At 67.5% G+C, this 22,261-nt stretch carries 21 protein-coding genes; 13 read left to right on the top strand and 8 right to left on the bottom strand.

Going from position 1 to position 22,261, the window contains the following annotated elements:
- The first annotated feature begins 76 nt into the window (after nucleotides 1–76).
- Nucleotides 77–460 carry a YciI family protein gene (locus EV137_RS39940; RefSeq protein WP_131344491.1) on the top strand — a complete coding sequence of 128 codons (384 nt, stop codon included), beginning with the start codon at nucleotides 77–79 and terminating at the stop codon, nucleotides 458–460.
- Here EV137_RS39940 and EV137_RS39935 read toward each other — a convergent pair.
- Nucleotides 446–1,486, bottom strand: coding sequence for an N-acetylglucosamine kinase (locus EV137_RS39935; RefSeq protein WP_134003920.1), 1,041 nt, complete (start codon nucleotides 1,484–1,486; stop codon nucleotides 446–448). The two genes, EV137_RS39940 and EV137_RS39935, sit on opposite strands and share 15 nt — an antisense overlap.
- 209 nt (nucleotides 1,487–1,695) lie before the next feature.
- On the opposite strand from EV137_RS39935, the gene EV137_RS39930 reads away from it, so the two are divergent.
- From EV137_RS39930 to EV137_RS39885, 10 genes are all read left to right on the top strand, one after another.
- Nucleotides 1,696–2,478 (top strand): sugar isomerase domain-containing protein, encoded by a 783-nt coding sequence (locus EV137_RS39930; protein ID WP_134003922.1) that lies wholly within the window; start codon nucleotides 1,696–1,698, stop codon nucleotides 2,476–2,478.
- A gap of 24 nt (nucleotides 2,479–2,502) precedes the next feature.
- Nucleotides 2,503–3,921 (top strand): N-acetylglucosamine/diacetylchitobiose ABC transporter substrate-binding protein, encoded by a 1,419-nt coding sequence (gene ngcE / locus EV137_RS39925; RefSeq protein WP_134003924.1) that lies wholly within the window; start codon nucleotides 2,503–2,505, stop codon nucleotides 3,919–3,921.
- Between the two features lie 2 nt (nucleotides 3,922–3,923).
- On the top strand, nucleotides 3,924–4,919 hold the full coding sequence (locus tag EV137_RS39920; protein ID WP_238175873.1) for a carbohydrate ABC transporter permease: 996 nt from the start codon (nucleotides 3,924–3,926) through the stop codon (nucleotides 4,917–4,919).
- Nucleotides 4,916–5,809, top strand: a complete 894-nt coding sequence (locus tag EV137_RS39915) for a carbohydrate ABC transporter permease (RefSeq protein ID WP_134003926.1) — start codon at nucleotides 4,916–4,918, stop codon at nucleotides 5,807–5,809. Before EV137_RS39920 ends, EV137_RS39915 begins: the two co-directional genes overlap by 4 nt.
- Nucleotides 5,810–5,821: 12 nt before the next feature.
- The gene (ngcE, locus tag EV137_RS39910; protein WP_134133350.1) at nucleotides 5,822–7,165 is read left to right on the top strand and encodes an N-acetylglucosamine/diacetylchitobiose ABC transporter substrate-binding protein; all 1,344 of its coding nucleotides are present in this window, start codon (nucleotides 5,822–5,824) and stop codon (nucleotides 7,163–7,165) included.
- Nucleotides 7,166–7,213: 48 nt separating this feature from the next.
- Entirely contained in the window at nucleotides 7,214–8,221 is a 1,008-nt protein-coding gene (locus EV137_RS39905; RefSeq protein WP_134133349.1) for an iron-siderophore ABC transporter substrate-binding protein, read from the top strand.
- A 46-nt stretch (nucleotides 8,222–8,267) separates the two neighbouring features.
- On the top strand, nucleotides 8,268–8,681 hold the full coding sequence (locus tag EV137_RS39900; protein WP_202871363.1) for a hypothetical protein: 414 nt from the start codon (nucleotides 8,268–8,270) through the stop codon (nucleotides 8,679–8,681).
- A 157-nt stretch (nucleotides 8,682–8,838) separates the two neighbouring features.
- Nucleotides 8,839–9,894 carry a tryptophan--tRNA ligase gene (gene trpS, locus EV137_RS39895; protein WP_134133348.1) on the top strand — a complete coding sequence of 352 codons (1,056 nt, stop codon included), beginning with the start codon at nucleotides 8,839–8,841 and terminating at the stop codon, nucleotides 9,892–9,894.
- Nucleotides 9,895–9,906: 12 nt separating this feature from the next.
- Nucleotides 9,907–10,419, top strand: coding sequence for a 2'-5' RNA ligase family protein (locus EV137_RS39890; protein WP_133785077.1), 513 nt, complete (start codon nucleotides 9,907–9,909; stop codon nucleotides 10,417–10,419).
- Nucleotides 10,420–10,447: 28 nt separating this feature from the next.
- Entirely contained in the window at nucleotides 10,448–11,503 is a 1,056-nt protein-coding gene (locus EV137_RS39885) for a YihY/virulence factor BrkB family protein (protein WP_134133347.1), read from the top strand.
- On the opposite strand, the gene EV137_RS39880 is transcribed toward EV137_RS39885, so the two are convergent.
- Both EV137_RS39880 and EV137_RS39875 read right to left on the bottom strand, forming a co-directional pair.
- A complete protein-coding gene (locus EV137_RS39880; protein ID WP_134133345.1) occupies nucleotides 11,497–12,627 on the bottom strand; it encodes a D-alanyl-D-alanine carboxypeptidase family protein in 1,131 nt (376 codons plus the stop codon). The genes EV137_RS39885 and EV137_RS39880 overlap by 7 nt on opposite strands.
- Nucleotides 12,628–12,685: 58 nt before the next feature.
- Nucleotides 12,686–13,630 (bottom strand): zinc metalloprotease, encoded by a 945-nt coding sequence (locus tag EV137_RS39875; RefSeq protein ID WP_134003938.1) that lies wholly within the window; start codon nucleotides 13,628–13,630, stop codon nucleotides 12,686–12,688.
- Nucleotides 13,631–13,853: 223 nt separating this feature from the next.
- Between EV137_RS39875 and EV137_RS39870 the strand changes: the two genes are divergently transcribed.
- Nucleotides 13,854–16,739: a S8 family serine peptidase gene (locus tag EV137_RS39870; RefSeq protein ID WP_238175872.1), complete on the top strand. Its 2,886-nt coding sequence runs from the start codon at nucleotides 13,854–13,856 to the stop codon at nucleotides 16,737–16,739.
- Between the two features lie 143 nt (nucleotides 16,740–16,882).
- A complete protein-coding gene (locus tag EV137_RS39865; RefSeq protein ID WP_134003940.1) occupies nucleotides 16,883–17,089 on the top strand; it encodes a HEAT repeat domain-containing protein in 207 nt (68 codons plus the stop codon).
- Between the two features lie 208 nt (nucleotides 17,090–17,297).
- Here the strand turns inward: EV137_RS39865 and EV137_RS39860 are convergent, their stop codons facing one another.
- Genes EV137_RS39860 through EV137_RS39840 form a run of 5 tightly spaced genes read right to left on the bottom strand, consistent with a single transcriptional unit; the run spans nucleotide 17,298 to nucleotide 22,181 of the window.
- Complete coding sequence (locus EV137_RS39860) at nucleotides 17,298–18,017, bottom strand: FadR/GntR family transcriptional regulator (protein ID WP_134133344.1); 720 nt, start codon at nucleotides 18,015–18,017, stop codon at nucleotides 17,298–17,300.
- A 9-nt stretch (nucleotides 18,018–18,026) separates the two neighbouring features.
- Nucleotides 18,027–18,803 carry a 3-oxoacyl-ACP reductase gene (locus tag EV137_RS39855; protein WP_134133343.1) on the bottom strand — a complete coding sequence of 259 codons (777 nt, stop codon included), beginning with the start codon at nucleotides 18,801–18,803 and terminating at the stop codon, nucleotides 18,027–18,029.
- Nucleotides 18,804–20,150, bottom strand: coding sequence for an aldehyde dehydrogenase family protein (locus EV137_RS39850; protein WP_134133342.1), 1,347 nt, complete (start codon nucleotides 20,148–20,150; stop codon nucleotides 18,804–18,806).
- A complete protein-coding gene (locus EV137_RS39845; protein WP_134133340.1) occupies nucleotides 20,147–20,854 on the bottom strand; it encodes a gamma-glutamyl-gamma-aminobutyrate hydrolase family protein in 708 nt (235 codons plus the stop codon). Before EV137_RS39845 ends, EV137_RS39850 begins: the two co-directional genes overlap by 4 nt.
- Nucleotides 20,835–22,181, bottom strand: coding sequence for a glutamine synthetase family protein (locus EV137_RS39840; protein WP_134133339.1), 1,347 nt, complete (start codon nucleotides 22,179–22,181; stop codon nucleotides 20,835–20,837). The genes EV137_RS39845 and EV137_RS39840 overlap by 20 nt, the downstream gene beginning before the upstream one ends.
- Nucleotides 22,182–22,261: the final 80 nt, after the last annotated feature.

Below are 22,261 nucleotides of genomic sequence, written 5' to 3'. Positions count from 1 at the left end.
GGCGAAATGTCGAGTGTTGCCGGTTGTGTCCGACCTCTGCTGCGAAGATCCAGTGACTGCCCGAAAGGACACCGACATGAAGTACCTGCTGATGATCCACAGCAACCCGATCACCTGGGGTCACCCGTCGTTCCTGCACACCGAGGAGGGCAAGGCCCTGCCGAAGAAGGCCCGGGAGGCGCTCGCCGCGCAGCTCGACAACCTGCTGAACGAACTCGACGCCAGCGGCGAGCTGATCAACGCCGTCCCGCTCGACCCGCCGTCGAAGACCCGGGTGGTCCGGGTCCGCGAGGGCGTCCGCGCGACCACCGACGGCCCGTACTCCGAGGCGAAGGAGCAGCTCGCCGGCGTCTTCCTCATCGACGTCGCCAGCCAGGAACGCGCCGAAGAGGTCGCCGCCACCATCCCGGAGGCGGGCTTCTACGCCGTCGAAGTCCGCCCGGTCTCAGTGTTCGACTAGGCGTTGGTGGTTCTCGATTGTTGCGAGGGCGGGGTCGAGGGCGCCCAGGGCCAGCCAGGTGGCGCCTCCGACCCCGTCCCGGGCGGTCAGTACGTCGCCCGCGAAGTGCTGCCGGATGAGATGTCCCACAGGAGAAGATTCACCGGCGACACTGCCCGCGAGCACCATCGGGCCCTTGTCCGACGTTGTCTTCAGTCGTGCGGCGGTTTCTGTGAGCAACTCGGCTGCGCGTTTCACCAGGGACCGCGCGGTCTCGTCGTCCTGCGCGTACGCCGCCATCACCGTCGGCGCGAGTTCCGCGAGCAGAACGGGTGGCCGGCTGTTCACCGTTCGCACCAGGTCGTCACGCAGTGCGTCGTATCCTTCACGTTGTGCAGCAGCATGCTCGTCCCGATCGGGCAGGATCGCTTGTACGACGGCCTGCCCGAGCAGCCCGAGCGGCTCGCGGAGATCCAGAGCCTGCAGCACGCTGCGCACGGCCTCCCGGCCGAGCCAGAACCCGGAGCCGTCGTCGCCCAGCAGCCAGCCGTGTCCGCCGGCGGTGCGCAGCAGTTGATGATTGCGCACCAGGCCGGCGTTGCTGCCGGTGCCGGCGATCAGCACGGTCCCGTCGGGTTCCGGCGTACCTGAGGCGAAAGCGACCTCGAGATCGCCGATGTAGTCGGGCGCAACGGTGAGGCCGGCGCCGGTCCACGCCGCCTCGAACTGGGCCGCCACGTCCGGGCGCGCGAGCGCCACCCCGCCGGCCATGCCGACCACCCCGGCCTTGACGGCGGTCGGGTCCAGCCCGGACAGTGCGGCGTGAAGGGCCTGCCCGAAGTTGGCCGCCGCACTCACCGGATGGCTGGTCGGATTCCCTCCCGCTGCGGCGCCGCGACCGATTACGTTGCCCTCAGAGTCCGCGATCACGATCCGGGTGGAAGTGCCGCCGAGGTCGCCGCCGAGGACCAGTGGTCCGGCAGGTATCGGGACCACCTGGTCGACAGGTGCGGCGTCAGCGTCCGGAAGCGGGCCTTCGACCGACATACGCGATGCTCCAAACTGCTCGAAAGAGCCTATAAGTAAGCACAAGCAAACAAGGTTACGCAACGGTCCCGATCTGGGGAGATCACACGAATGAGCCTTGACTTTAGCTACGAGTTGAGAAAAGTTCTGTCCAGCAAACAGCAAACTTGCGCATTTGTCGGCACTTGGAGTGTCGCCGGCGAGCAGATCAGTCGAGGGGTGGGCCGTTGATGGCCAGCAGTAACACGGGGGAATCCACTGGCGTGAGCGCACAGGCGTATGTTCAAACGCTGATGCCCATCCTGGCCGCGGTCACCACCCAGATCGACGGCCCGATCCAGCAGGCCGCCGACCTGATGGTCACGTCGCTGCGCGCGAACGGCGTCATCCAGGCCTTCGGCTCCGGCCACTCCGAGGCCCTCGCGATGGAGATCGCGGGCCGGGCCGGCGGACTGATCGCCTCCAACCGGATCGCCCTGCGCGACCTGGTGCTGCTCGGCGGCGAGCCGAAGGAGCTGCTGCGCAGCGCGGAGCTCGAGCGCGACCCGGCGTACTCCCGGAAGCTCTACGAGCTGTCCGCGGCCCGCGAGGGCGACCTCTTCGTGATCGCCTCCAACTCTGGTGTGAACGGCTCGATCGTCGAGCTCGCGAGTGTGGTCAAGGAGCACGGTCACCCGCTGATCGCGATCACCTCGCTGCAGCACACCGGCGGTATGGACTCGCGGCACCCGTCCGGCAAGAAGCTGATCGACTTCGCGGACGTGGTCCTCGACAACCAGGCGCCGTACGGCGACTCGGTCCTGGACCTGCCCGACGGTGCGGGCAAGGTTTGCGCGGTGTCGTCCATCACGGCTGCGCTGATCGCGCAGCTGCTCGTTGCCGAGGTACTGCGCCGGATGACCGAAGCCGGCGAGACGCCGCCGGTGTACCTGTCCGCGAACATCCCGGGCGGCGACGAACACAACCATGCCCTTGAAGCAAGGTACGCCGGTCGCATCCGGCGTACTGCGTGAAACACTCCTTGGAAGGCGGGACCAATGACCACTCCCAACAACCTGTCGCGGCGCCTGTTCCTGCAGCGCGCAGCGGTCGGCACCTTGATGGCGACCGGCGGCAGCACGCTGCTGGCTGCGTGCGCCGGCAGCGGCAGCGATGACAAGGGTTCCACCGGTGGCGGCGCCGACAAAACCGCGGACAACCCGTTCGGCATGGCGGACAAGGCAACCATTGACGCCGTGATCTTCAACGGCGGGTACGGCTACGACTACGTGACGTTCGCGGCCAACCTCGTGCAGAAGAAGTTCGCGGGCTCGACGGTCAAGGTCGCCCCGTCCACCGAGATCGCCCAGCAGTTGCAGCCGCGCTTCGTCGGCGGCAACCCGCCGGACCTGATCGACAACTCCGGCAAGGCCCAGATCGGCTTCGGCACGATCCTGGACCAGCTCGAGACGCTGGACGACGTCTTCGAGGCCAACAACTACGAGGGCACGAAGATCGCCGACACCCTGTACCCGGGCGCCAAGAACCCGGGGACCTTCGACGGCAAGTTCGTCGCGATGAACTACGTCCTCACCATCTACGGCCTGTGGTACTCCGACAGCCTGTTCAAGGAGAACGGCTGGGAGCCGCCGAAGACCTACGACGCGCTGCTCGACCTCGGCGCCAAGGCCAAGGCCAAGGGCAAGTACCTGTTCGTCTGGGGCAAGGAAGCGGCCACTTACTACCACACGATGGCCGTCGACGGCGCGATCAAGGAGGGTGGCGACGAGGTCCGGCTGGCGCTGGAGAACCTCAAGGAGAACACCTGGTCGATGCCGCAGTTCCAGGGCATCTTCAAGGCCCTGGAGACCATGGTCAAGAACGGCTACTTCGTCCCCGGCGGCGCCGGTACCCAGTTCACCGCCGCGCAGGCGAAGTGGAGCAACGACCAGCAGGCCATCCTCTACCCCTCGGGCTCGTGGATCGAGAACGAGATGAAGAAGGCCACCAAGAGCGGGTTCCAGATGAAGGGCGTCCCGGAGCCCACGCTCACCGACAAGCCGAAGCTGCCGTACGAGGCCCTGCGGAGCGCGGCCGGCGAGCCGTTCATCGTCCCGTCGAAGGGGAAGAACGTTGCTGGCGGCAAGGAGCTGCTGCGGGCCATGCTGTCCAAAGAGGCGGCGACCAACTTCGCCAAGACCCGGCTGGCGCCGACGATCGTCAAGGGCCTCGTGCCAGCCGACGGCTTCGGTTCGACCGCGCTGCAGTCGCAGACCGCGATGCTGGACGCCGCCGGTACCAACGTCTTCGACTACCAGGTCTTCGGCCTGTACGGCATGAACACCGACCAGCTGGTGGTCTGGAACTCGTTCCTGTCCGGACAGCTGGACGCGGCGGGCCTGACCAAGGGCCTGCAGCAGATCATGGACAAGGTGCGCAACGACAGCTCCGTCAAGAAGATCCCGGTCACGAAGTGACCGTGACACCAGAGGCTGTGCCGGGAGGCGGACCGAAGCGGTCCGTCACCCGGCGCCGCCGGCCACTGACCTTCGACCGGGCCAGCTTCATGGTCGTGTTCCTCGGCCTGCCGCTGGCGGTCTTCGTGATCTTCGTGGTCTCGCCGTTCGTGCAGGCGCTGTACTACTCGCTGACCGACTGGTCCGGGTTCAGTTCGGGGCAGAACTTCGTCGGCTTCGACAACTACGTCAAGCTGTTCCACGACGACATCTTCCTGAAGGCCGTGCGCAACAACATCCTGCTCGCGATCGTCGTGCCGATCGTGACGATCTTGCTGGCGCTGGCCCTCGCCACGCTGGTGACGATCGGCGGCTCGGGCACCGGGACCGTCCGCGGACTGCGCAACTCCGGCTTCTACCGGATCGTCTCGTTCTTCCCGTACGTGATCCCCGCGATCGTGATCGGCCTGATCTGGGCCCAGGTGTTCACACCGGGCTCGGGCGTGCTGGACGCGGTGCTGTCGAAGATCGGGCTGCACCAGTTCGAGAACTACGCGTGGCTCGGTGATGCGCGGACCGCCATGCCGGCCTCGATGTTCGTGATGATCTGGGGTTTTGTCGGCTTCTACATGGTGCTGTTCATCGCCGCCATCCGGGGCATCGACCCCGAGGTGTTCGAGGCCGCCCGGATCGACGGCGCCGGCCGGTTCCGTACGGCGGTGTCGCTGACCGTGCCGCTGATCCGGGACAACGTGCAGACGGCGTACATCTATCTCGGCATCGCCGCCCTCGACGCCTTCGTCTACATGCAGGCGCTGAACCCCGGTGGCGGGCCGCAGAACTCGACCCTGGTCATGCCCCAGCAACTGTTCACCACGGCCTTCACCAAGGGGCAGTTCGGCTACTCGACGGCGATGGGCGTGATCCTGGCCGCGGTGACGATGCTGTTCGCGCTCGTGGTCTTCACCGTGAACGCCCTGACCGGCGGCCGGGAGCGGAAAGTGAAGGAACGCCGATGACGACAACCACCGCCGACCGGGCCGAGCCCGTGGCCGCGTCCCGCGCGCCTCGCCAGCGGGCCCCGGAGGGCAGGGGTGTGGCCACGACCGCCCACCTCGCGCTGATCCTGTGGTCGCTGCTGGTGATCCTGCCGCTGGTGTGGACGCTGCTGTCCTCGTTCAAGTCGACGCAGGAGGTCCTGGGCAACCCGCTGTCGCTGCCGGGCAAGCTGCGATTCGAGAACTACGCCAACGCCTGGACGACGGCCGGCATCGGTCGCTACTTCGCGAACACGGTGATCGTCGTCGGCGTCGCGCTGGTGCTGGTGATGATCCTGGGGGCGATGTGCGCGTACGTGCTGGCCAGGTTCACGTTCCCCGGCAACCGGCTGATCTACTACTCCATGCTGGCCGGGCTGACGTTCCCGGTCTTCCTGGCGATCGTGCCGCTGTTCTTCGTGCTGAAGAACCTCTCGTTGCTCAACACGTTGCCCGGGTTGATCGTCACCTATGTCGCGTTCGCGCTGCCGTTCACCGTGTTCTTCCTGCACAGCTTCTTCAAGGCGCTGCCGGGTGAGATCTACGAGGCGGCGCAGATCGACGGCGCCGGTGAGTGGCGCACGTTCTTCTCGGTGATGCTGCCGATGGCGCGGCCGGGGATGGCGTCGGTCGCCATCTTCAACTTCCTGGGGTTGTGGAACCAGTTCCTGCTTCCCGTCGCCCTGAACACCGACTCGAAGAACTACGTGCTCTCGCAGGGCATGGCCTCGTTCGCATCGCAAGCCGGCTATGCGGTGGACTTCGGTGCTCTGTTCGCGGCCGTGGTGATCACGGTGGCGCCGGTTCTGGTGGTCTACATCATCTTCCAGCGTCAGTTGCAGGTCTCCGTGACCGCCGGAGGCGTGAAGTAATAGCCTGCGGTGATGCTGAGACGGCGGACTTTGTTGCAGGGCGCGTTGGCCGGTGCGGTCCTGAGCGGCTGCACCAGCGAGCCGGTCGCGCCGCCTGTGTCGAAGGACAACCCGTTCACCGTGGACGGGAGCGCTCCGGTCGACCTGGTCATCGGTGACGAGTACGGCGGATTCGCGGCGGCGGCGTACCGCAAGAAGTACGCGGCCGCCGCCGTCACGCCGAAGGTGACCACGCAACTGTCCGCCCAGTTGCTGCCCCGGTTCGCCGCGGGCAACCCGCCCGACGTGGTGCTCAGCACCGGGGACGACGCGCTGAAGCTCGGCCGCTTGGTCAAGGAAGGTCAGCTGACCGACCTGCAGCAGTTGCTCGACGCACCGTCCTGGGACAACCAGTCCGCGGCGGTCAAGGACCAACTGCTGCCGGACATGCTGAACTTCGGCCGGTACGACGGGGCGCAGCGCACCGTCAACTACATCGCGAGCGTCTACGGGATCTGGTACTCGGCCAGCCTCTTCCAGCGCAACGGCTGGGAAGTGCCGCGTACCTGGTCCGATCTGCTTGCCCTCGGCACCGATATGAAGGCGGCCGGGCTCGGCCCGTTCATGTACGCCGGCACGCACCCGTACTACCTGCTGGAACTGGTGCTCACGCTGGCCGCAAAGACCGGTGGCCCGGACGTGGTGAAGCGGATCGACAACCTCGACGACGGCGCCTGGACGGACGAGAGCGTCACCAAGGCGATCAAGGCGGTCGGTGAGCTGAGCAAGCGCGGGCTGCTCGCCCCGGGGACCGCGGACTACGACCACATCGGGTCGCAGAAACGCCTTCTCGCCTCCAAGGTCGGGATGCTGCCGTGCGGCAACTGGCTCGAGAACGAGATGAAGGGCCTGGTCCCGCAGGACTTCGCGCTGACGATGTTCGCCGTACCGGCGCTGGACACGTCGCCCGCGCTCGCCAGTGGGCTGCACGTCGCGGCGACCGCGCCGTTCCTGGTGCCGGAGAAGGCGAAGAACAAGGCCGGCGGGCTCGAGTACCTGCGGGCGTTGCTGTCGGCGGACGTCGCGGCGCAGGTCACCTCGGAGTCCAGTCAGCTCACCATCGTCCGCGGGGCGGCCGACGGGCTGGAGATGAGTACGGCGCTCAGCTCGGCCCGCGACCTGCTGGCGTCGGCGGGGGATCAGCTCATCACGTGGTACTTCGACGACTGGTACCCGGAGTTCGCGAACGCGGCCGCGGCGGCGACCGGGCAGTTCATGGCCGGCGGTCTGGCGCAGTCTGAGTGGACCGCGCGGATCCAGGCCGCGGCCGACAAGCTCAAACAGGACAACGCGGTCACGAAGTACCACCGGGACTGAGATCTAGGTTAGGTTAGGGCAACCTAACCTAGTCCTTGTGAGGTCTCCATGCGCCGCCAGCTGGTGTTCCTGGCCATACTCTTGCTCGCCCTGACCGGGTGCGGAAGCGGGAACGACGAAGCGCCGCAGGGAGCGAATGAACAGGGCGGCGCCTTCCCGGTGACGATCAAGAACAAGTACGGCGACACCGTGGTCAAGCAGGCCCCGCAGCGGGTGGTGACGGTCGGCCTGGTCGAGCAGGACGCGCTGCTCGCGCTCGGCGTCGTACCGGTGGCGACGACCGAGTGGTTCGGGGAGAAGCCGGGCGCGTTGTTCCCGTGGGCGAAGGCGAAACTCGGCGAGGGCGCCGTACCGCAGGTGCTGAGCGACAAGGACGGCCTGCAGTTCGAGAAGATCGCGGCGTTGCAGCCGGACCTGATCATCGGGCTGTACGCCGGGATCACGGCGGACGACTACAAGAAGCTGACCGCGATCGCGCCGACGGTCGCGCAGCCGCCCGGAGTACCGGACTGGGGCGTGTCCTGGCAGGTCGTCGCGCGGACGGTCGGGCAGGCGGTCGGGAAGGCGGCGCAGGCCGACGAGCTCGTGAAGGGGATCGAGGCGCGGTTCTCCGAGGTGCGCGCGCAGCATCCCGAGTTCAAGGGCAAGACGGCGTTGATGGCCTCGCCGTACGAGGGCTACTTCATCTACGGCACGCAGGATCCGCGGTCGCGGATGCTGACCGACTTCGGGTTCGTGCTGCCGGCCGGGCTGGACAAGGTGATCGGCGACAAGTTCGGCGGGAACCTCAGCGCGGAGCGGATCTCGCTGCTCGACCAGCAGACGGTGGTCTGGTTCCCGAGCAAGGGCGGTACGGCGAAGCTGAAGGCGGACCCGCTCTACAAGAACTTGAAGGTTCGGAGCGAGGGGCGGGAGGTGTTCATCGAGGAGGACTACGACGACCAGCTGTACGGCGCGACCAGCTTCGTGTCGGTCCTCAGCCTGCCGATCGTGCTCGACCAACTGGTGCCGAAGCTGGCAGCCGCGGTGGACGGGAATCCGGCGACGAACGCGTAAAAACACCGTCGCCTGAGGCGGCTGGTTCGCCGTACGCTCTAAGGGGGTGAGAGCGATGGTATGGCTGGCAGCGGCGGTCCTGTTCTTGCTGCTGTGCGTCCTCCTGAACCTCCTGCTGCCGAATCCGCCGCCGTCAGGGTTGCGGCGCAGCCTCCAGCGGCGTACGGCGCGGTTGGCGGCCCGGCTGCACCGGCATCCGGTCCCGGACCCGGATCCGTTCGACACGCTCTGGCTGCAGACCCGCCTGGGGTACCTGGCCGGCAAGATCCGGCGGATCGAGTCCGCGCCCCAGGTCTACGCCCGCGCGCATCGCCTGATGGCCCTCGAGGCGGCGTACGACGATCTTCTCGACGAGGCCTGCCGGCTGGCCGGCTGCCCGGGGGAGGCCGAGCAGAAACGCTCCGAAGAGAAACGCTGGCAGGAAGAGCAGGAACTGGCCGCCCGCGGCTGGTCCTGGTGACTGGGCGCCTATGCCCGACCGCCGCCGCCCCCGGGGGGTGACGCCGCCCTTCCAACCTCCGCCGAGCGAAGCGAGGCGTACTCATAGTGGTGGGCTTATGACTGGACGGACCCGCCCGGGTGTGAGTTGAACTTCGCACGCTGGCAGAATCGGGTCCATGTCCCAAGCTGCGTCTGACCCCTCCGCAGCCGGTTCCCAGCGGCGCCCTCGGGTGCTTTCCGGGATCCAGCCGACGGCGGACTCCTTCCACTTCGGCAACTACCTCGGCGCGCTGCGGCAGTGGGTGGCCCTGCAGGACGACCACGACGCGTTCTACTGCGTCGTCGACCTGCACGCGATCACCGTGGAGTACGACCCGAAGGCCCTCCGCGACCGCACCCGCCGGTCCGCGGCGCAGTTGCTCGCGGCCGGGATCGACCCGGAGCGGTCCACCCTGTTCGTCCAGTCGCACGTGCCCGAGCACGCGCAGCTCGCCTGGGTGATGTCCTGCATCACCGGGATGGGCGAGGCCGGCCGGATGACGCAGTTCAAGGACAAGACCGCGAAGGGCGGCGCCGACCGCGCCACCGTCGGCCTGTTCACGTACCCGATCCTGCAGGCCGCCGACATCCTCGTCTACCAGGCCGACCGCGTCCCGGTCGGCGAGGACCAGCGCCAGCACGTCGAGCTGACCCGTGACCTGGCGCAGCGCTTCAACCACCGGTTCGGCAAGACGTTCCGGCTGCCCGAGCCGTACATCGTCAAGGAGACCGCGAAGATCTTCGACCTGCAGGACCCGAGCTCGAAGATGAGCAAGTCCGGCTCCTCGCCGGCCGGGATCATCGACCTGCTGGACGACCCGAAGGCGAGCGCGAAGAAGATCCGGTCCGCGGTCACCGACTCCGGCCGCGACGTGATCTTCGACCAGGAGAACAAGCCCGGCGTCGCCAACCTGCTGACCATCTACTCGGCGCTCACCGGCCGCAAGATCAGCGAGCTCGAGGACGAGTACGCCGGCCGCGGGTACGGCGACTTCAAGAAGGACCTCGCCGACGTGGTGGTCGAGTTCGTCACCCCGTTCCGCGAGAAGACGCTGACCTACCTCGACGACAAGGCCCAACTGGACGCGATCCTCGCCCGAGGCGCCGAGCGAGCCCGCGCGGTCACCGAGCCGACACTGGCCCGGGTCTACGACCGCCTCGGCTTCGTCACCGGCCCTGCGCAGGGCCGGTAGCCGCGGATGACCATGACCACGATCGGTGTCGCGATTCCGATCGCGGAGCCGTACGGGACGGAGTTGCAGAAGTACCGGGCCGAGTTCGGTGATCCGATGGCCGCGTCGATCCCGACCCACGTCACGCTGCTGCCGCCGACCGAGATCGAGGCCGGCGACCTGGCGGCGATCGACGAGCACCTGCTCGCGGTCGCGGCCCGGTTCCCGCGGTTCCGGATCCGGCTGCGCGGTACGGCGACCTTCCGGCCGATCTCGCCGGTGGTGTTCGTGCCACTGGCCGAGGGCATCTCGTCGTGCGAGGTGCTGCAGTCACAGGTCCGGTCCGGTCCGCTGAAGATCGACCTGAAGTTCCCGTACCACCCGCACGTCACCGTCGCGCACGACCTGGACAAGGACGCCCTCGACCGCGCGTACGACGCCCTGTCGGAGTACGACTGCGCGTTCGACGTCGAGCACTTCAGCCGTTACGAACACGGCGCGGACGGCGTGTGGCGCCCGCAACGGTTCTTCCCGCTGGCAGGCTGAGTCTCCTTCGTCGGGGTACAGGAGATTCATGAGCAGGATCAAGCGCGCCTGGGCGCGGTTCAAGAAGTCGCAGCTGTGGCGGGCATGGAAGCGGTACGGCGACCGGCGCGGCAACCGGCTGGCCGGGGCAACGAGCTTCTTCGGGTTCCTGTCGCTGTTCCCGTTGATCGTGCTGGCCGCGGCGATCGTCGGGCCGTTGCTCGGCCACGACGCCATCGAGGCGTTGAAGGACGGTTTGCAGAAGAACCTGCCCGGTATCGGCGACAAGATCGACATCGACTCGCTGATCGGGCACGCCGGCACCATCGGCCTGATCTCCGGAGTGTCGCTGCTGTTCACCGGTCTCGGCTGGATCGACTCGCTGCGCGCCTCGATCCGCTCGATGCACGAACTCGACGACGAGCCGGGGAACATCGTCAAGCTGAAGGCCGTCGACTTCGGCGCCCTGATAGGCCTCGGACTGATCGGCATGACCGCCACCGGCGCGTCGTCGGTCCTGACCGCTCTGTCCAAGCGCATCGTCGGCTGGGTCGACCTGGAGGGCACCTGGCTGGCGGATTGGGGACTCGGCCTGACCAGCCTGGTGATCGGGATCGCGGCCGGCGCCGTGCTGTTCCTGTACCTGCAGACGGCCCTGCCGCGGATCCTCCTGCCCCGGAAGGTGGCGCTGATCGCCGCGCTCGCCGGTGGCGTCGTGTTCTACCTCGCGCAGCGGCTCGGCAACCTCTACGTCGACCATGTCCTCGGCGCCAACGCGGCGTACGGCGCTGTGGCGTTGCCGCTGGCGCTGCTGGTGTGGATCTACCTGATGACCCGGGTGATCATGCTGATCGCCGCCTGGACGAAGGAAGCGACGCTCGACGCCAAGGCCGCTGAGCCCGGTGAGCCCGCTGAGCTCCCGTCAGGCCCGGCCGAGATCGAGCCGCTGCTCCTCGGCCCGCCCGGCAAGCGCTACCAGGTCGTCCCGATCCCGGAGCGCAAGGCAGACACCGTCGCTGTCGCCGCGGGCGCGGTCCTGGGCGCAACGCTCACCACCCTGGCCGTGCAGGGCCTCCGAGCGGTGCGCTCGGTCCGTCGTCAGTGACGGCGGCGGCGGAGGGCTCGGGGGCGGCGGAGGAAGAGGCCGAGCAGGAGTACGGGCGGACCGGCGTACGCCCAATCGGGGACGCGGAGGGCGAGTGACTGGACTGCCTGGCCGGGGTTGAGTGCGGTGCGTGCTTGCGGGCGGCCCGCCGTACCTTGATGGGGCTTGCTGGCGGGCTTGCCTTCCGCCTGGGTTTTCGGCGGCGCGCCGGCCGGTTTGACCAGGGTGCCGACCGGCTTGAGCTTGCCGTAGTTGGTGAACGTCCAGGTCAGCAGGTTGCTCGCGTCCTCGGTGATGCCGTGCGGCGCGTTCATCATCGTCACGACCAGCGTGTGCCCGTTGCGGCGGGCGGCGCCGATGAACGTGTTCCGCGCCAGCGTGGTGTAGCCGGTCTTCACGCCGAGCGCGCCGTCGTAGTTGAAGAGCAGCTTGTTCTGGTTCGCGACCTGGTAGGTGCCCTTGTTGCCGGCATTCGGGAAGTTCGTGTACTTCGTCGACGCGTACTTGGCGAAGTCCTGCCGGGTCAGCCCGGCCTGCGCGAACAGGGCCAGGTCGTAGGCGCTGGAGTACTGCCCGTCGGCGTCCAGGCCGGTCGGGTCGGTGACGTGGGTGTCGAGCGCGCCGAGATCCTTCGCCTTCGCGTTCATCCGCTGGATGGTCGCGGGTACGCCGCCCTGGTCGTGCGCGCAAAGTGCGTGTACGGCGTCGTTCCCGGACGCCAGGAACATGCCCTGGAACAGCTGGTCGACCGTGTAGTGCAGACCCGGGTACACGCCGACCTTGCTGCCGATGATACCGGCGTCGGCGTCCGAACCGATCACCGGATCGGTCTTCTTCAGCCGGGGCAGCAGGACCAGCGCGGTCAGCGTCTTGAGCGTGCTGGCGGGGCGCAGTTGCGCGTGCGGCGCCTTGGCCGCCAGTACCTGGCCGGTGTCCACGTCGGCCACGACGTACGCCGACGCCTGGACGGCCGGCGGTGTCGCCCCGTTGGCGACCACCGTCGGCTTCGCGGTCAGCAGGTCGCCGCCGACCGGGCCCTGTGGGACCTGGCCGGCGGCGGTCGCTGTCAGAGGTCCGGCGACCACCAGTGCGGCGGTTGCGCAGCCCGTCAGAAGCAAACGCATCGGCCGCACTCTAGTTGCCGAGCGGTGCAGATGTCACAGGCGGGTCTCATGCCCTGAATCAGGCCCGGTAGGCAGTCCACATGTTGCTGATGCGGGTTGACTGGCCGGGCGTGAACTGGTTGTAGCAGGAGTCGTACGAGTAGTCCATGTAGTTGTGGATGGGGTCCAGACCCGGCAGCGAGCAGGAATCCCGGCCCTCGGGGCAGCCGCTGGACGAGCTGCTCTGGGCGGGCGTGTCGGCCACCGAGTCGTTCGTGCTCGTGCAGCCGCCCTGGAACGTGTGGTAGAGCCCGAACCAGTGCCCGGCCTCGTGGGACGCGGTCTTGCCTTCGTTGTAGTTGGTCGCCGACCCGCCGGGCAGCGAGCTGTACTGCACCCGGATGCCGTCGATCTTCGGGTTGCTCGCGTAGTCCCACGGGAACGTCGCGATGCCGAGGTACGAGAAGTCGACCAGCCAGATGTTCAGGGCGTTCTTGCCGCCCAGACGCGTCTGTGAGCGGTACGACGTGCTCTGGCGGTCCTTGTGCCACTGGTCGTTCTTGTACCGGTCGGTGCCGGCCAGGTAGAACGTGAAGCCGGTGTTCGCCGCCTGCGACGACTCCTGACCTGCGAAGTCCTGGTTCAGCTCGGCAATCTGCTGGTCGATCTGGGCCGCGGTGACGTCACCGGCGCCGGTCTTGCTCAGCATCACGTGGACGTACACCGGTACGCTCGCCGACGCCAGCGTGCCGGCCTGTGGGGCGAGCCCGCGGGCTGCCTTGGCCTTCAGGATCTGTGCTGTCTTGGCCTCGATGGCCTTTTGCTCGGCCGCCGACAGCTCCCGGTGGTCGGCACCGAAGCCACCACGTGCGGCGGGACCTTCCTCCGGCGTGAAGCAGGCCGGGTTGCCGGTCTGGTCGACGGGCAACTGGGCAGTCGCCTGTCCACCGAGCGGACTGAACGCAAGCGCCGTACCGGCCAGCAGAACGGCCAGAGCGCGGGGACGGGTAACGAAAGATCGCATAGCGGTCCTCCAGAATCGGGCCGCTTTGGGCGGTGCGGCCGAATCCGGCGATTTTCCCCACCATCCCGGCACCTGCCAACCAATTCCCTGACCCCCCAGTGCCACGGCACCACCACGCCGAGCTTGCAGTCGCCGTCCTTCGAACGATAGAAGTGTCCCCTGTCTATACCGGTGCCGCGGGGGCCGCACTGGTTCTCCCCCTCTTCTTTCCGATGGAGCCTGGATGCGCCGCGCCCGCCTGCCGCTGACGCCTGCCCACGTACTACGACTCGCGCTTCCCGCCGCCTTGGTCGCCGCAACCCTGGTGACTGTCACCGGCTCGTCCGGAACCGCCGACGTCTCCGCCGCACCACGCCCGTTCAAGGCGAAGACCAACCTCGGGAAGCCAGTCGGCCCCGAGTACGACGCCAAGTCGGTCCTCGTGAAGTTCAAGCCGAAGGCGACCACCTCGGCCCGCAAGGCCGCCCTGGCCAAGGTCAAGGGAAAGCCGGACGTCTCCGTCACCTCAGACGTGGTGACGGTGACCAGTGACGTTCCAGCCTCCGACCTGCTGAAGAAGGTAAAGGCCGACCCGTCGGTCGAGCTCGCGTCGCTCAACTACATGCGGCACAAGTTCGCAACCCCGACCGACCCGTTCTACGTCAACTACCAGAAGTACCTCCCGACCGTCCGGCTCAACCAGGCGTGGGACCTGACCAAGTCGGCCGGATCCCAGACGATCGCCGTACTCGACACCGGCGTCGACGCAGGGCACCCCGACCTGGCAGGCCACTTGCTGCCTGGGTACAACCTCTTCAACACCGCAACCCTGCCGAACGACGGCGACGGTCACGGAACGGCGGTGGCGGGCATCATCGCGGCCGGCACGAGCAACGGCATCGGGATCGCCGGCGTGGCGTGGAACGCCAAGATCCGGCCGGTCAAGGTGCTCGACGACAACGGAAACGGCTCCGACGGCAAGCTGGTCATGGGCATCAACTGGGCGGTCAAGAACGGCGCCCGGGTCATCAACATGTCGCTGGGCGGCGGGTACGCCAACGAGATCGTCCACGACGCGATCAAGAACGCTGTCGCGAATGGTGTGCTGGTGGTAGCGGCCGTCGGCAACGACGGTACGGCGGAGTTCCAGCAGTGGCCGGCCGCGTATCCGGAGGTGCTGTCCGTAGGGGCCACGGACCGGAACGGTGTCTTGACCAGCTTCAGCAGTCCTCGCGACGTCGATGTCGTCGCACCCGGCTTCGGCATCGCCAGTACGGCGCCGCGAGCACTGACCCCGTCAGGTAGTGCGCCCTATTACACCGGCCTGTCGGGTACGTCGTTCTCTGCCGCGGTCGTCTCCGGCGTCGCCGCGCTGGTCCGCAACAAGTGGCCTTCGATGACGCCGGCTCAGGTGATCGCGCGCCTGCAGGCCACCGCCCGCGACGCCGGTCCGCGAGGCGTCGACCAGTACTACGGCTCCGGCGTCCTCGACGCGTACAACGCCCTCGGCGGCACCTGGGCTCCGGACTTCGCTCCCGGAACCCCGGACACCGACGACCAACCGGCCCGCGCGACATCGATCGAGCTGCAGCAGAGGGCCAGTGGAAACATCGGGACCGAGGGCGACGTCGATTGGTACAAAATGACGTCCACTGGCCGGGACCTCTGCATCTCCGTCACCATGCCGGAGTACGACTCAGCGACGTACGCACAGAATCTCGCTCCCGCACTGTCGGTGTACGACGCCTCGCTCAAGCCCAAGGCGTTCGGCGAAGTGCGCCTGCCATTACCAGGCCAGCCGGATCGCCCCGGGGTGACCGGCGTGATTGTTGCGGTCAGCCTGCCCGACGTCGGTCCGACCTATTTCTCCGTCCGCAACCACAACGGGGCGCGCGACACCCGCGCCTACACGGTCGACAGCTACATCTGCGATATCACGCCTACATCGCCCGTACTTGACTCATATCCAGCCCTCGACGCAGCGCCAGGCGATCAGTCGTTCGGAGCGCCGCTGGACACCAAGCCGTCCGTGACTTTCGCGCGTCCGGCCTTGGCGGAGACCGTGAACGCGACGACGGTCCGGTTGACGAACGCCAGGACCAATTCGGCCGTTGCGGCTGTGGTCGAGTACGAGGCGGCCACCAACAGGGTGACCGTTACGCCGACCACGCCGCTGCTCGACAACACCCCGTACCGAATCACCGCCGTTGACGTCAAGGACACGTCCTACAACTGGATGGGGGCGTTCAGCAGCCTGTTCACGACGGTCGATCTGGCCCCGGGGAAGCCGGACTTTGCCGCTGGCGGCGCCTATCTCGCGGCGAACCTGAGCTGGAAGATCGCTCCGATGTCAGACCTGGATCAAGTGATCGTGCGACGCAATTCGAGCAGTGTCGTGCCCGCGTTGACCACCGGCTCGCTCGCGTACGCGGGCACGGGCACCGCGGTGAAGAACACCGGCCTTGCGCAAGGTACGACGTACACGTACGCGGCCTGGGCCAAGGATCGCAGCGGCAAGGTCAGTCCGGTGGCAGTGAAGCAATTGCTCGGGATGAAGTCGGGGATCTCGACGACCTCGACGTTGATCAATTACGGCGGGTCGATCACGCTGCGTGGGAGCACGTTGCGGATCGACAATGTGGCGTATGCCGGGTTGCCGGTGAACGTGTATGTGCGGCCGAAGAACTCGACGAAGTTCACCCTGCTCGCGGCGTTGAAGACGTCGTCGACCGGGACGTTGTCGGTGGTGCACAAGCCGCTCGTGTCGTCGGTGTACATGCTGACGTTCCCGGGTAACGCCAGCCTGATGGGGACTCGTACGGCGGACGTCACCGTGCAGGTGCGGCCGACGATCTCGGCCACGTTGTCTCCGTCGTCGATCCGTCTGGGCGGGACGACCGCGTTCAGCGGGTACGTCGCTCCGGCGCACTACGGGCAGACCGTCTACCTGCAGCAGTACGGCAACAAGGTGTGGAAGTCGATCGCGTCGGTGAAGCTGTCCACGTCGGGCAAGTACGCGTTCGGCATCAGGCCTGCGATCCGGGGCCAGATCGCGTACCGGGTCTACTTCCCGGGTGACGCTGACCATGCGCCGGCGTACACCGTCAACAAGATCCTGACCATCAGCTGAACCGCGCACGACACGCCCCGGCCGCCTTGCGGACCGGGGCGTGTCGTCGTGGCGCGACGCGGTATCCGCGTCGGCGCAGATGTATCGGCGCGCCCCGGCTGGGTACGTGGATGACGATGTGTTGAACGGGCCCGTATGACGTCATGGCCGAGGTGGCCGAGGCGCTAATTGAACTACTTGTCGATGAGGACTTGAGGCTGCACGCCGTCGGTGCACTTGGAAAGCTGGGAGCGACGGCGTCGCGATCCCAAGTCGAGAACCTTCTTCGCGATGAGCGGCCGGCGGTGAGAAGGGCGGCGGCAACTGTGCTCCGGAAGTTCGACCGGCTCGAGTCCGATGCTGCGAAATGACATTCAGCATGACTTCTTCTCGCCAGGAGAAGGAAAATGCGCCTGCGCGGGCGCGGACCTCGGTGAAAGATCGGGGCAGTAGATGGTAGACGGATGAAATCAATTTGAGAACGATCGCGAGGGTTCCTCCGCGAAGGCGTCCACACCACCGTCCCGTCGGCCAGGACGCCGCAACGAACTGATCGTCCAGGCCCTCATCTCCGCCTGACTATTCGAGGAAAGCGCGGAGGAGGGCTTCGGTGCCGGCCAGGTGTTCTTGCATGGATTGGCGGGCGGGGGTGGGGGCGCCGGCCAGGATTGCTTCGATGATGGCCTGGTGCTGGTGGTTGGAGTGGTCGATGTTGCGTTCGAGGAGGGGGATGGCGTCCAGGAGTTCGTTGAGGCGCATGCGGACGTCGGCCATGGCCGACGTCAGGGAGGGGGAGCCGGTGACTTCGGCGATCGCCAGGTGGAGGCGGGAGTCCAGGCGGCGGTAGTCGGCCAGGCGGGCCGTGGACGTTTCGGCCAGGCAGCGTTCGAGGTGGTCGCGTTCGGCCGTGGTCAGGGTGCGGGAGGCTGCGGCTTCCGCGGCGCCGGTTTCCAGGACGAAGCGGAGCGTGAGGGCGTCGTCGAGGCCTCCGGCGAGGTCGCGGGCGAGGCGTTTGGCCGGCGTACGGCGGGGTTTCGGGAGCTGCTCGTTGACGAAGGTACCGCCGTACCGGCCGCGGCGGGACTCGACGTAACCGGCCTCGGTGAGGGCGTGGATCGCCTCGCGGAGCGTGACCCGGCTGACGTTCAGCCGGGTCGCCAGCTCGCGCTCAGGCGGCAAGCGGTCGCCGGGCACGACGACGCCGAGCTTGATTGCCTGCAGCAACCGCTCGACCGTCTCCTCGAACGGGTTCCCGGCCCGCACCGGCCGGAACACCGCGTCATCTGCCTGAACGACCATGGACCAACACTAGATCGGTGTCACATAAGCACCCGAGATTCCCCCGTCGACGAGGAACGTGTTGGCGGTGATGAAGGAGGAGTCGTCGCTGGCCAGGAACGCCACTGCGGCGGCGATCTCCTCCGGCTCGCCGAAGCGGCCCATCGGGACGTGGACCAGCCGGCGCTCGGCCCGCTCGGGGTCCTTCGCGAACAGCTCGGTGAGCAGCGGAGTGTTCACCGGGCCGGGGCAGAGCGCGTTCACCCGGATCCCCTGCCGCGCGAACTCCACGCCGAGCTCGCGGCTCATCGCGAGTACGCCGCCCTTCGACGCGGAGTACGAGATCTGCGAGGTCGCCGCGCCCATCACGGCGACGAAGGATGCGGTGTTGATGATCGACCCGCGACCCTGCCGCTGCATGTAGGGGATCGCGGCCTTGCAGCACAGGTACACCGACGTCAGGTTGACCTCCTGCACCTTGCGCCACGCCTCCAGCCCGGTGTCCAGGATCGATGCGTCGTCGGGCGGGGAGATACCGGCGTTGTTGAACGCGATGTCCACGGCGCCGTACGTGTCGAAGGCCTGCTTGAACAGGTTGTCGACCGCGGCGGGGTCAGTGACATCGGTCGGCACGTACAGCCCGCCGACCTCGTCCGCGGCGTCCTTGCCCGCGGCCGGGTCGAGGTCGCCGATCACGACGTGCGCTCCCTCCGCAGCGAGCCGCCGTACCGTGGCCAGACCGATCCCGCTCGCACCGCCGGTCACCACTGCGACCCGGCCCTCGAGCCGATGAGCCTTGACGTCCATTCAGTCCTCCGTACTGATGAAGATGTTCTTGGTCTCGGTGAACGCGGCCAGCGCGTCCGGGCCGAGCTCCCGGCCGAGGCCGGACTGCTTGTAACCGCCGAACGGCGTCGAGTACCGTACCGACGAGTTCGAGTTCACCGAGAGGTTCCCGGCCTCGACGCCGCGACTCACCCTGAGCGCGCGGCCGACGTCGCGGGTCCAGATCGAGCCGGACAGCCCGTACTCGCTGTCATTCGCGATCCGCAGCGCATCGGCCTCGTCCGCGAACGGGATCACCGCAACCACCGGCCCGAAGATCTCCTCGCGCACCGCCCGCTCGCTCGCCGGTGCCAGCACCGTCGGCGGGAACCAGAACCCTGGCCCGCTCGGCGCAGTCCCCTGGAACGCGGGGTTCTCGACGTACGACGCCACCTGCTCGCGCTGCCCCGCAGAGATCAACGGCCCCATCTCCGTTGCCGGATCCGACGGGTCACCCACCTTGAAGTTCTTCACCGCCGGCTCCAGCAGCTCCAGAAACCGGTCGTACGCCGAACGCTCGACGAGAATCCTGGACCGCGCGCAGCAGTCCTGCCCGGCGTTGTCGAACACGCCGTACGGCGCCTGCGCGGCGGCCTTCTCCAGATCCGCGTCGGCGAAGACGATGTTCGCCGACTTGCCGCCCAGCTCGAGCGTCACCCGTTTCACCTGGTCCGCGCAGCCGGCCATGATCTGCTTGCCGACCGTCGTGGAGCCGGTGAAGACGATTTTCCGGACCGCGGAATGCGTGACGAAACGGTTTCCGACAACGGTTCCCTTACCGGGCACGACCTCGAAGACACCGGGCGGCAGACCGGCCTCCAGCGCCAGCTCGCCGAGGCGCAGAGCGGTCAAGGGGGTCAGCTCGGCGGGCTTCAGGACAACGGTGTTTCCGGCTGCCAGCGCAGGTGCGAAGCCCCAGCCGGCGATCGGCATCGGAAAGTTCCACGGAACGATCACGCCGACCACGCCGAGCGGTTCCTGGAACGTGACATCGATGCCGCCGGCAACGGGAATCTGTTTTCCGAAAAGGCGTTCCGGCGCGGCCGAGTAGTAGGTCAGCACGTCCCGGACGTTGCCCGCCTCCCAGCGCGCGTTGCCGATCGTGTGGCCGGCGTTCTCGACCTCCAGCGCGGCCAGGTGCTCCAGGTCGGCGTCGACCGCGTCGGCGAACCGCCGCAGCAGCCGCCCGCGATCGGCCGGCGTCACGTCCCGCCACGTCTCGAAGGCCTTCGCGGCCCGGGCGATCGCCGCGTCGGCCTCGGCCTCCGATGCGAGCTCGATGCTCCGGATCACCTTCTCGGTGGCCGGGTTCAGTACGTCGTACGTCATTGCGTGCTCCTGATCAGTGCGGTGAACAGCCGCAGGTCCTCGGGGCTCTCCTCCGGGTGCCACTGCACCCCGAGTGCGAAGTCGTGGCCTTCCACCTCCGCCGCCTCGACGGTTCCGTCGTCCGCGCGGGCGGTGACCTTCAACCCTGGTGCGACGACGTCGAGGGCCTGGTGGTGGTAGCAGCTGCCGTCAGCGCGTTCGCCGAGGATGCGCGCAGTGAGGGTGCCGGGCTCGATCTTCACCTCGACGGTGCCGAAGGTTGCCGGCTCCGGGCGGTGCGCGTCGTGGGCGACGACATCCGGCAGGTGCTGGTGCAGGGTGCCGCCGAGCGTCACGTTCAGCATCTGCAGACCGCGGCAGATCGCGAGCAACGGGACATCACTGTCCAGGGCGGCTCGGATGAGGATCGCTTCGTGGTTGTCACGTCCCGGCCGGGTGTCGATGGTCTCCGGATGCGGAATCGCCTGGTAGGAGCCGGGATCGACGTCGCACCCACCGGCGAGCACGAGTCCGTCGAGGATCTCCACGACGGACGGATCCGTACCGACCGGCGGCAGTAGCAGCGGCACCCCTCCGGCCGCCACCACCGCATCCAGGTACACCCGCGGAACCAGAGCGGCCTCCCGCTTCCAGATCCCCCAGGCCGCGGGCTCCAGGTACGTCGTGATGCCTATGCGCGGCCGCCTAGAGGCGTTCGAACCCACGGACCCGCTCCCAGTCGGTGACGGCGGCGTCGTACGCGTCCAGTTCGACGCGTGCGGCGTTGCTGTAGTGGTCGACCATCTCGTCGCCGAACGCCGTACGGGCGACCTTCGACCCGGTGAAGAGTGCGGCGGCTTCGCGGAGCGTGGACGGGACGTGCTCCTTGTCGGACTCGTACGCGTTGCCCTCCAGCAACGGCTCGAGCTCCAGCTCGTTCTCGATGCCGTGCAGGCCGGAGGCGATGATCGCCGCGACCGCGAGGTACGGGTTCACGTCGCCGCCCGGGAGCCGGTTCTCGACGCGGAGCGAGTCGCCGTGGCCGACCACGCGCAGCGAACAGGTGCGGTTGTCGAGTCCCCAGGCGATCGCGGTCGGCGCGAAGCTGCCGCGGACGAAACGCTTGTAGGAGTTGATGTTCGGGGCCAGCAGGTACGTGAACTCGGACAGGCAGGCGAGCTGGCCGGCGATGAACTGTTCCATCAGCCGGGAGAAGCCGTGCTCACCGTCGCCCGCGAGCACCGGATCGCCGTCGTCGGCGCGGAAGCTCAGGTGGATGTGGCACGAGTTGCCCTCACGTTCGTCGTACTTCGCCATGAACGTGAGGCTCTTGCCGTGTTTGGAGGCGATCTCCTTCGCGCCGGTCTTGTAGATCGAGTGGTTGTCGCACGTCGCGAGCGCCTCGTCGAAGCGGAACGCGATCTCGTGCTGCCCGAAGTTGCACTCGCCCTTCGCGGACTCGACGTACAGGCCGGCGCCGGTCATGCCGTTGCGGATGTCGCGCAGCAGCGGCTCGATCCGCGAGGTGCCGAGGAGGGAGTAGTCGACGTTGTACTGGTTCGACGGAGTCAGGCCGAGATACCGCTTGTTCCACGCGGCCTCGTAGGTGTCGTCGAACACGATGAACTCGAGCTCGGTCCCGACGTACGCCTTGAGTCCCAGCTCCGCGAGGCGGTCCAGCTGGGCCCGCAGCACCTGCCGCGGCGACGCGACCACCGGCGTACCGTCCAGCCACTGTACGTCGCACAACACGAGCGCAGTGCCCTCGAGCCACGGCACCAGGCGGAGTGTGTCCAGGTCGGGCGCCATCACCATGTCGCCGTAACCGCGTTCCCAGGAGGACATCGTGTAGCCGTCGACGGTGTTCATGTCGACGTCGACCGCCAGCAGGTAGTTGCAGCCCTCGGTCCCGTGCTTCAGCACCTCCTCCAGGAAATACCGCGCACCGCAACGTTTTCCTTGAAGCCGTCCCTGCATATCGGTGATCGCCACCAGCACCGTGTCGACCTCGCCGGCCTCGACCAGCCTGCGCAACTCCTCAACACCCAGCACGGCCACTCCCGGAGCTCTATTGGTCTGTTTCCAGTCCATTGACTCAAGTCTGGGTCGGGATGTCAACGCGTGCAGTTTCC

This window comes from Kribbella pratensis (genome assembly GCF_004366075.1).
In the GTDB taxonomy this organism is placed as follows: domain Bacteria; phylum Actinomycetota; class Actinomycetes; order Propionibacteriales; family Kribbellaceae; genus Kribbella; species Kribbella pratensis.
This window is presented reverse-complemented; position numbering and strand designations above follow the sequence as displayed.

Excerpts from the sequence above, each read along its gene's own strand:
- EV137_RS39940 (WP_131344491.1), top strand. The coding sequence starts at position 77 with ATGAAGTACCTGCTGATGATCCACAGCAACCCGATCACCTGGGGTCAC.
- EV137_RS39935 (WP_134003920.1), bottom strand. The coding sequence starts at position 1,486 with ATGTCGGTCGAAGGCCCGCTTCCGGACGCTGACGCCGCACCTGTCGAC.
- EV137_RS39930 (WP_134003922.1), top strand. The coding sequence starts at position 1,696 with ATGGCCAGCAGTAACACGGGGGAATCCACTGGCGTGAGCGCACAGGCG.
- ngcE (WP_134003924.1), top strand. The coding sequence starts at position 2,503 with ATGACCACTCCCAACAACCTGTCGCGGCGCCTGTTCCTGCAGCGCGCA.
- EV137_RS39915 (WP_134003926.1), top strand. The coding sequence starts at position 4,916 with ATGACGACAACCACCGCCGACCGGGCCGAGCCCGTGGCCGCGTCCCGC.
- ngcE (WP_134133350.1), top strand. The coding sequence starts at position 5,822 with ATGCTGAGACGGCGGACTTTGTTGCAGGGCGCGTTGGCCGGTGCGGTC.
- EV137_RS39905 (WP_134133349.1), top strand. The coding sequence starts at position 7,214 with ATGCGCCGCCAGCTGGTGTTCCTGGCCATACTCTTGCTCGCCCTGACC.
- trpS (WP_134133348.1), top strand. The coding sequence starts at position 8,839 with ATGTCCCAAGCTGCGTCTGACCCCTCCGCAGCCGGTTCCCAGCGGCGC.
- EV137_RS39890 (WP_133785077.1), top strand. The coding sequence starts at position 9,907 with ATGACCACGATCGGTGTCGCGATTCCGATCGCGGAGCCGTACGGGACG.
- EV137_RS39885 (WP_134133347.1), top strand. The coding sequence starts at position 10,448 with ATGAGCAGGATCAAGCGCGCCTGGGCGCGGTTCAAGAAGTCGCAGCTG.
- EV137_RS39880 (WP_134133345.1), bottom strand. The coding sequence starts at position 12,627 with ATGCGTTTGCTTCTGACGGGCTGCGCAACCGCCGCACTGGTGGTCGCC.
- EV137_RS39875 (WP_134003938.1), bottom strand. The coding sequence starts at position 13,630 with ATGCGATCTTTCGTTACCCGTCCCCGCGCTCTGGCCGTTCTGCTGGCC.
- EV137_RS39870 (WP_238175872.1), top strand. The coding sequence starts at position 13,854 with ATGCGCCGCGCCCGCCTGCCGCTGACGCCTGCCCACGTACTACGACTC.
- EV137_RS39865 (WP_134003940.1), top strand. The coding sequence starts at position 16,883 with ATGGCCGAGGTGGCCGAGGCGCTAATTGAACTACTTGTCGATGAGGAC.
- EV137_RS39860 (WP_134133344.1), bottom strand. The coding sequence starts at position 18,017 with ATGGTCGTTCAGGCAGATGACGCGGTGTTCCGGCCGGTGCGGGCCGGG.
- EV137_RS39855 (WP_134133343.1), bottom strand. The coding sequence starts at position 18,803 with ATGGACGTCAAGGCTCATCGGCTCGAGGGCCGGGTCGCAGTGGTGACC.
- EV137_RS39850 (WP_134133342.1), bottom strand. The coding sequence starts at position 20,150 with ATGACGTACGACGTACTGAACCCGGCCACCGAGAAGGTGATCCGGAGC.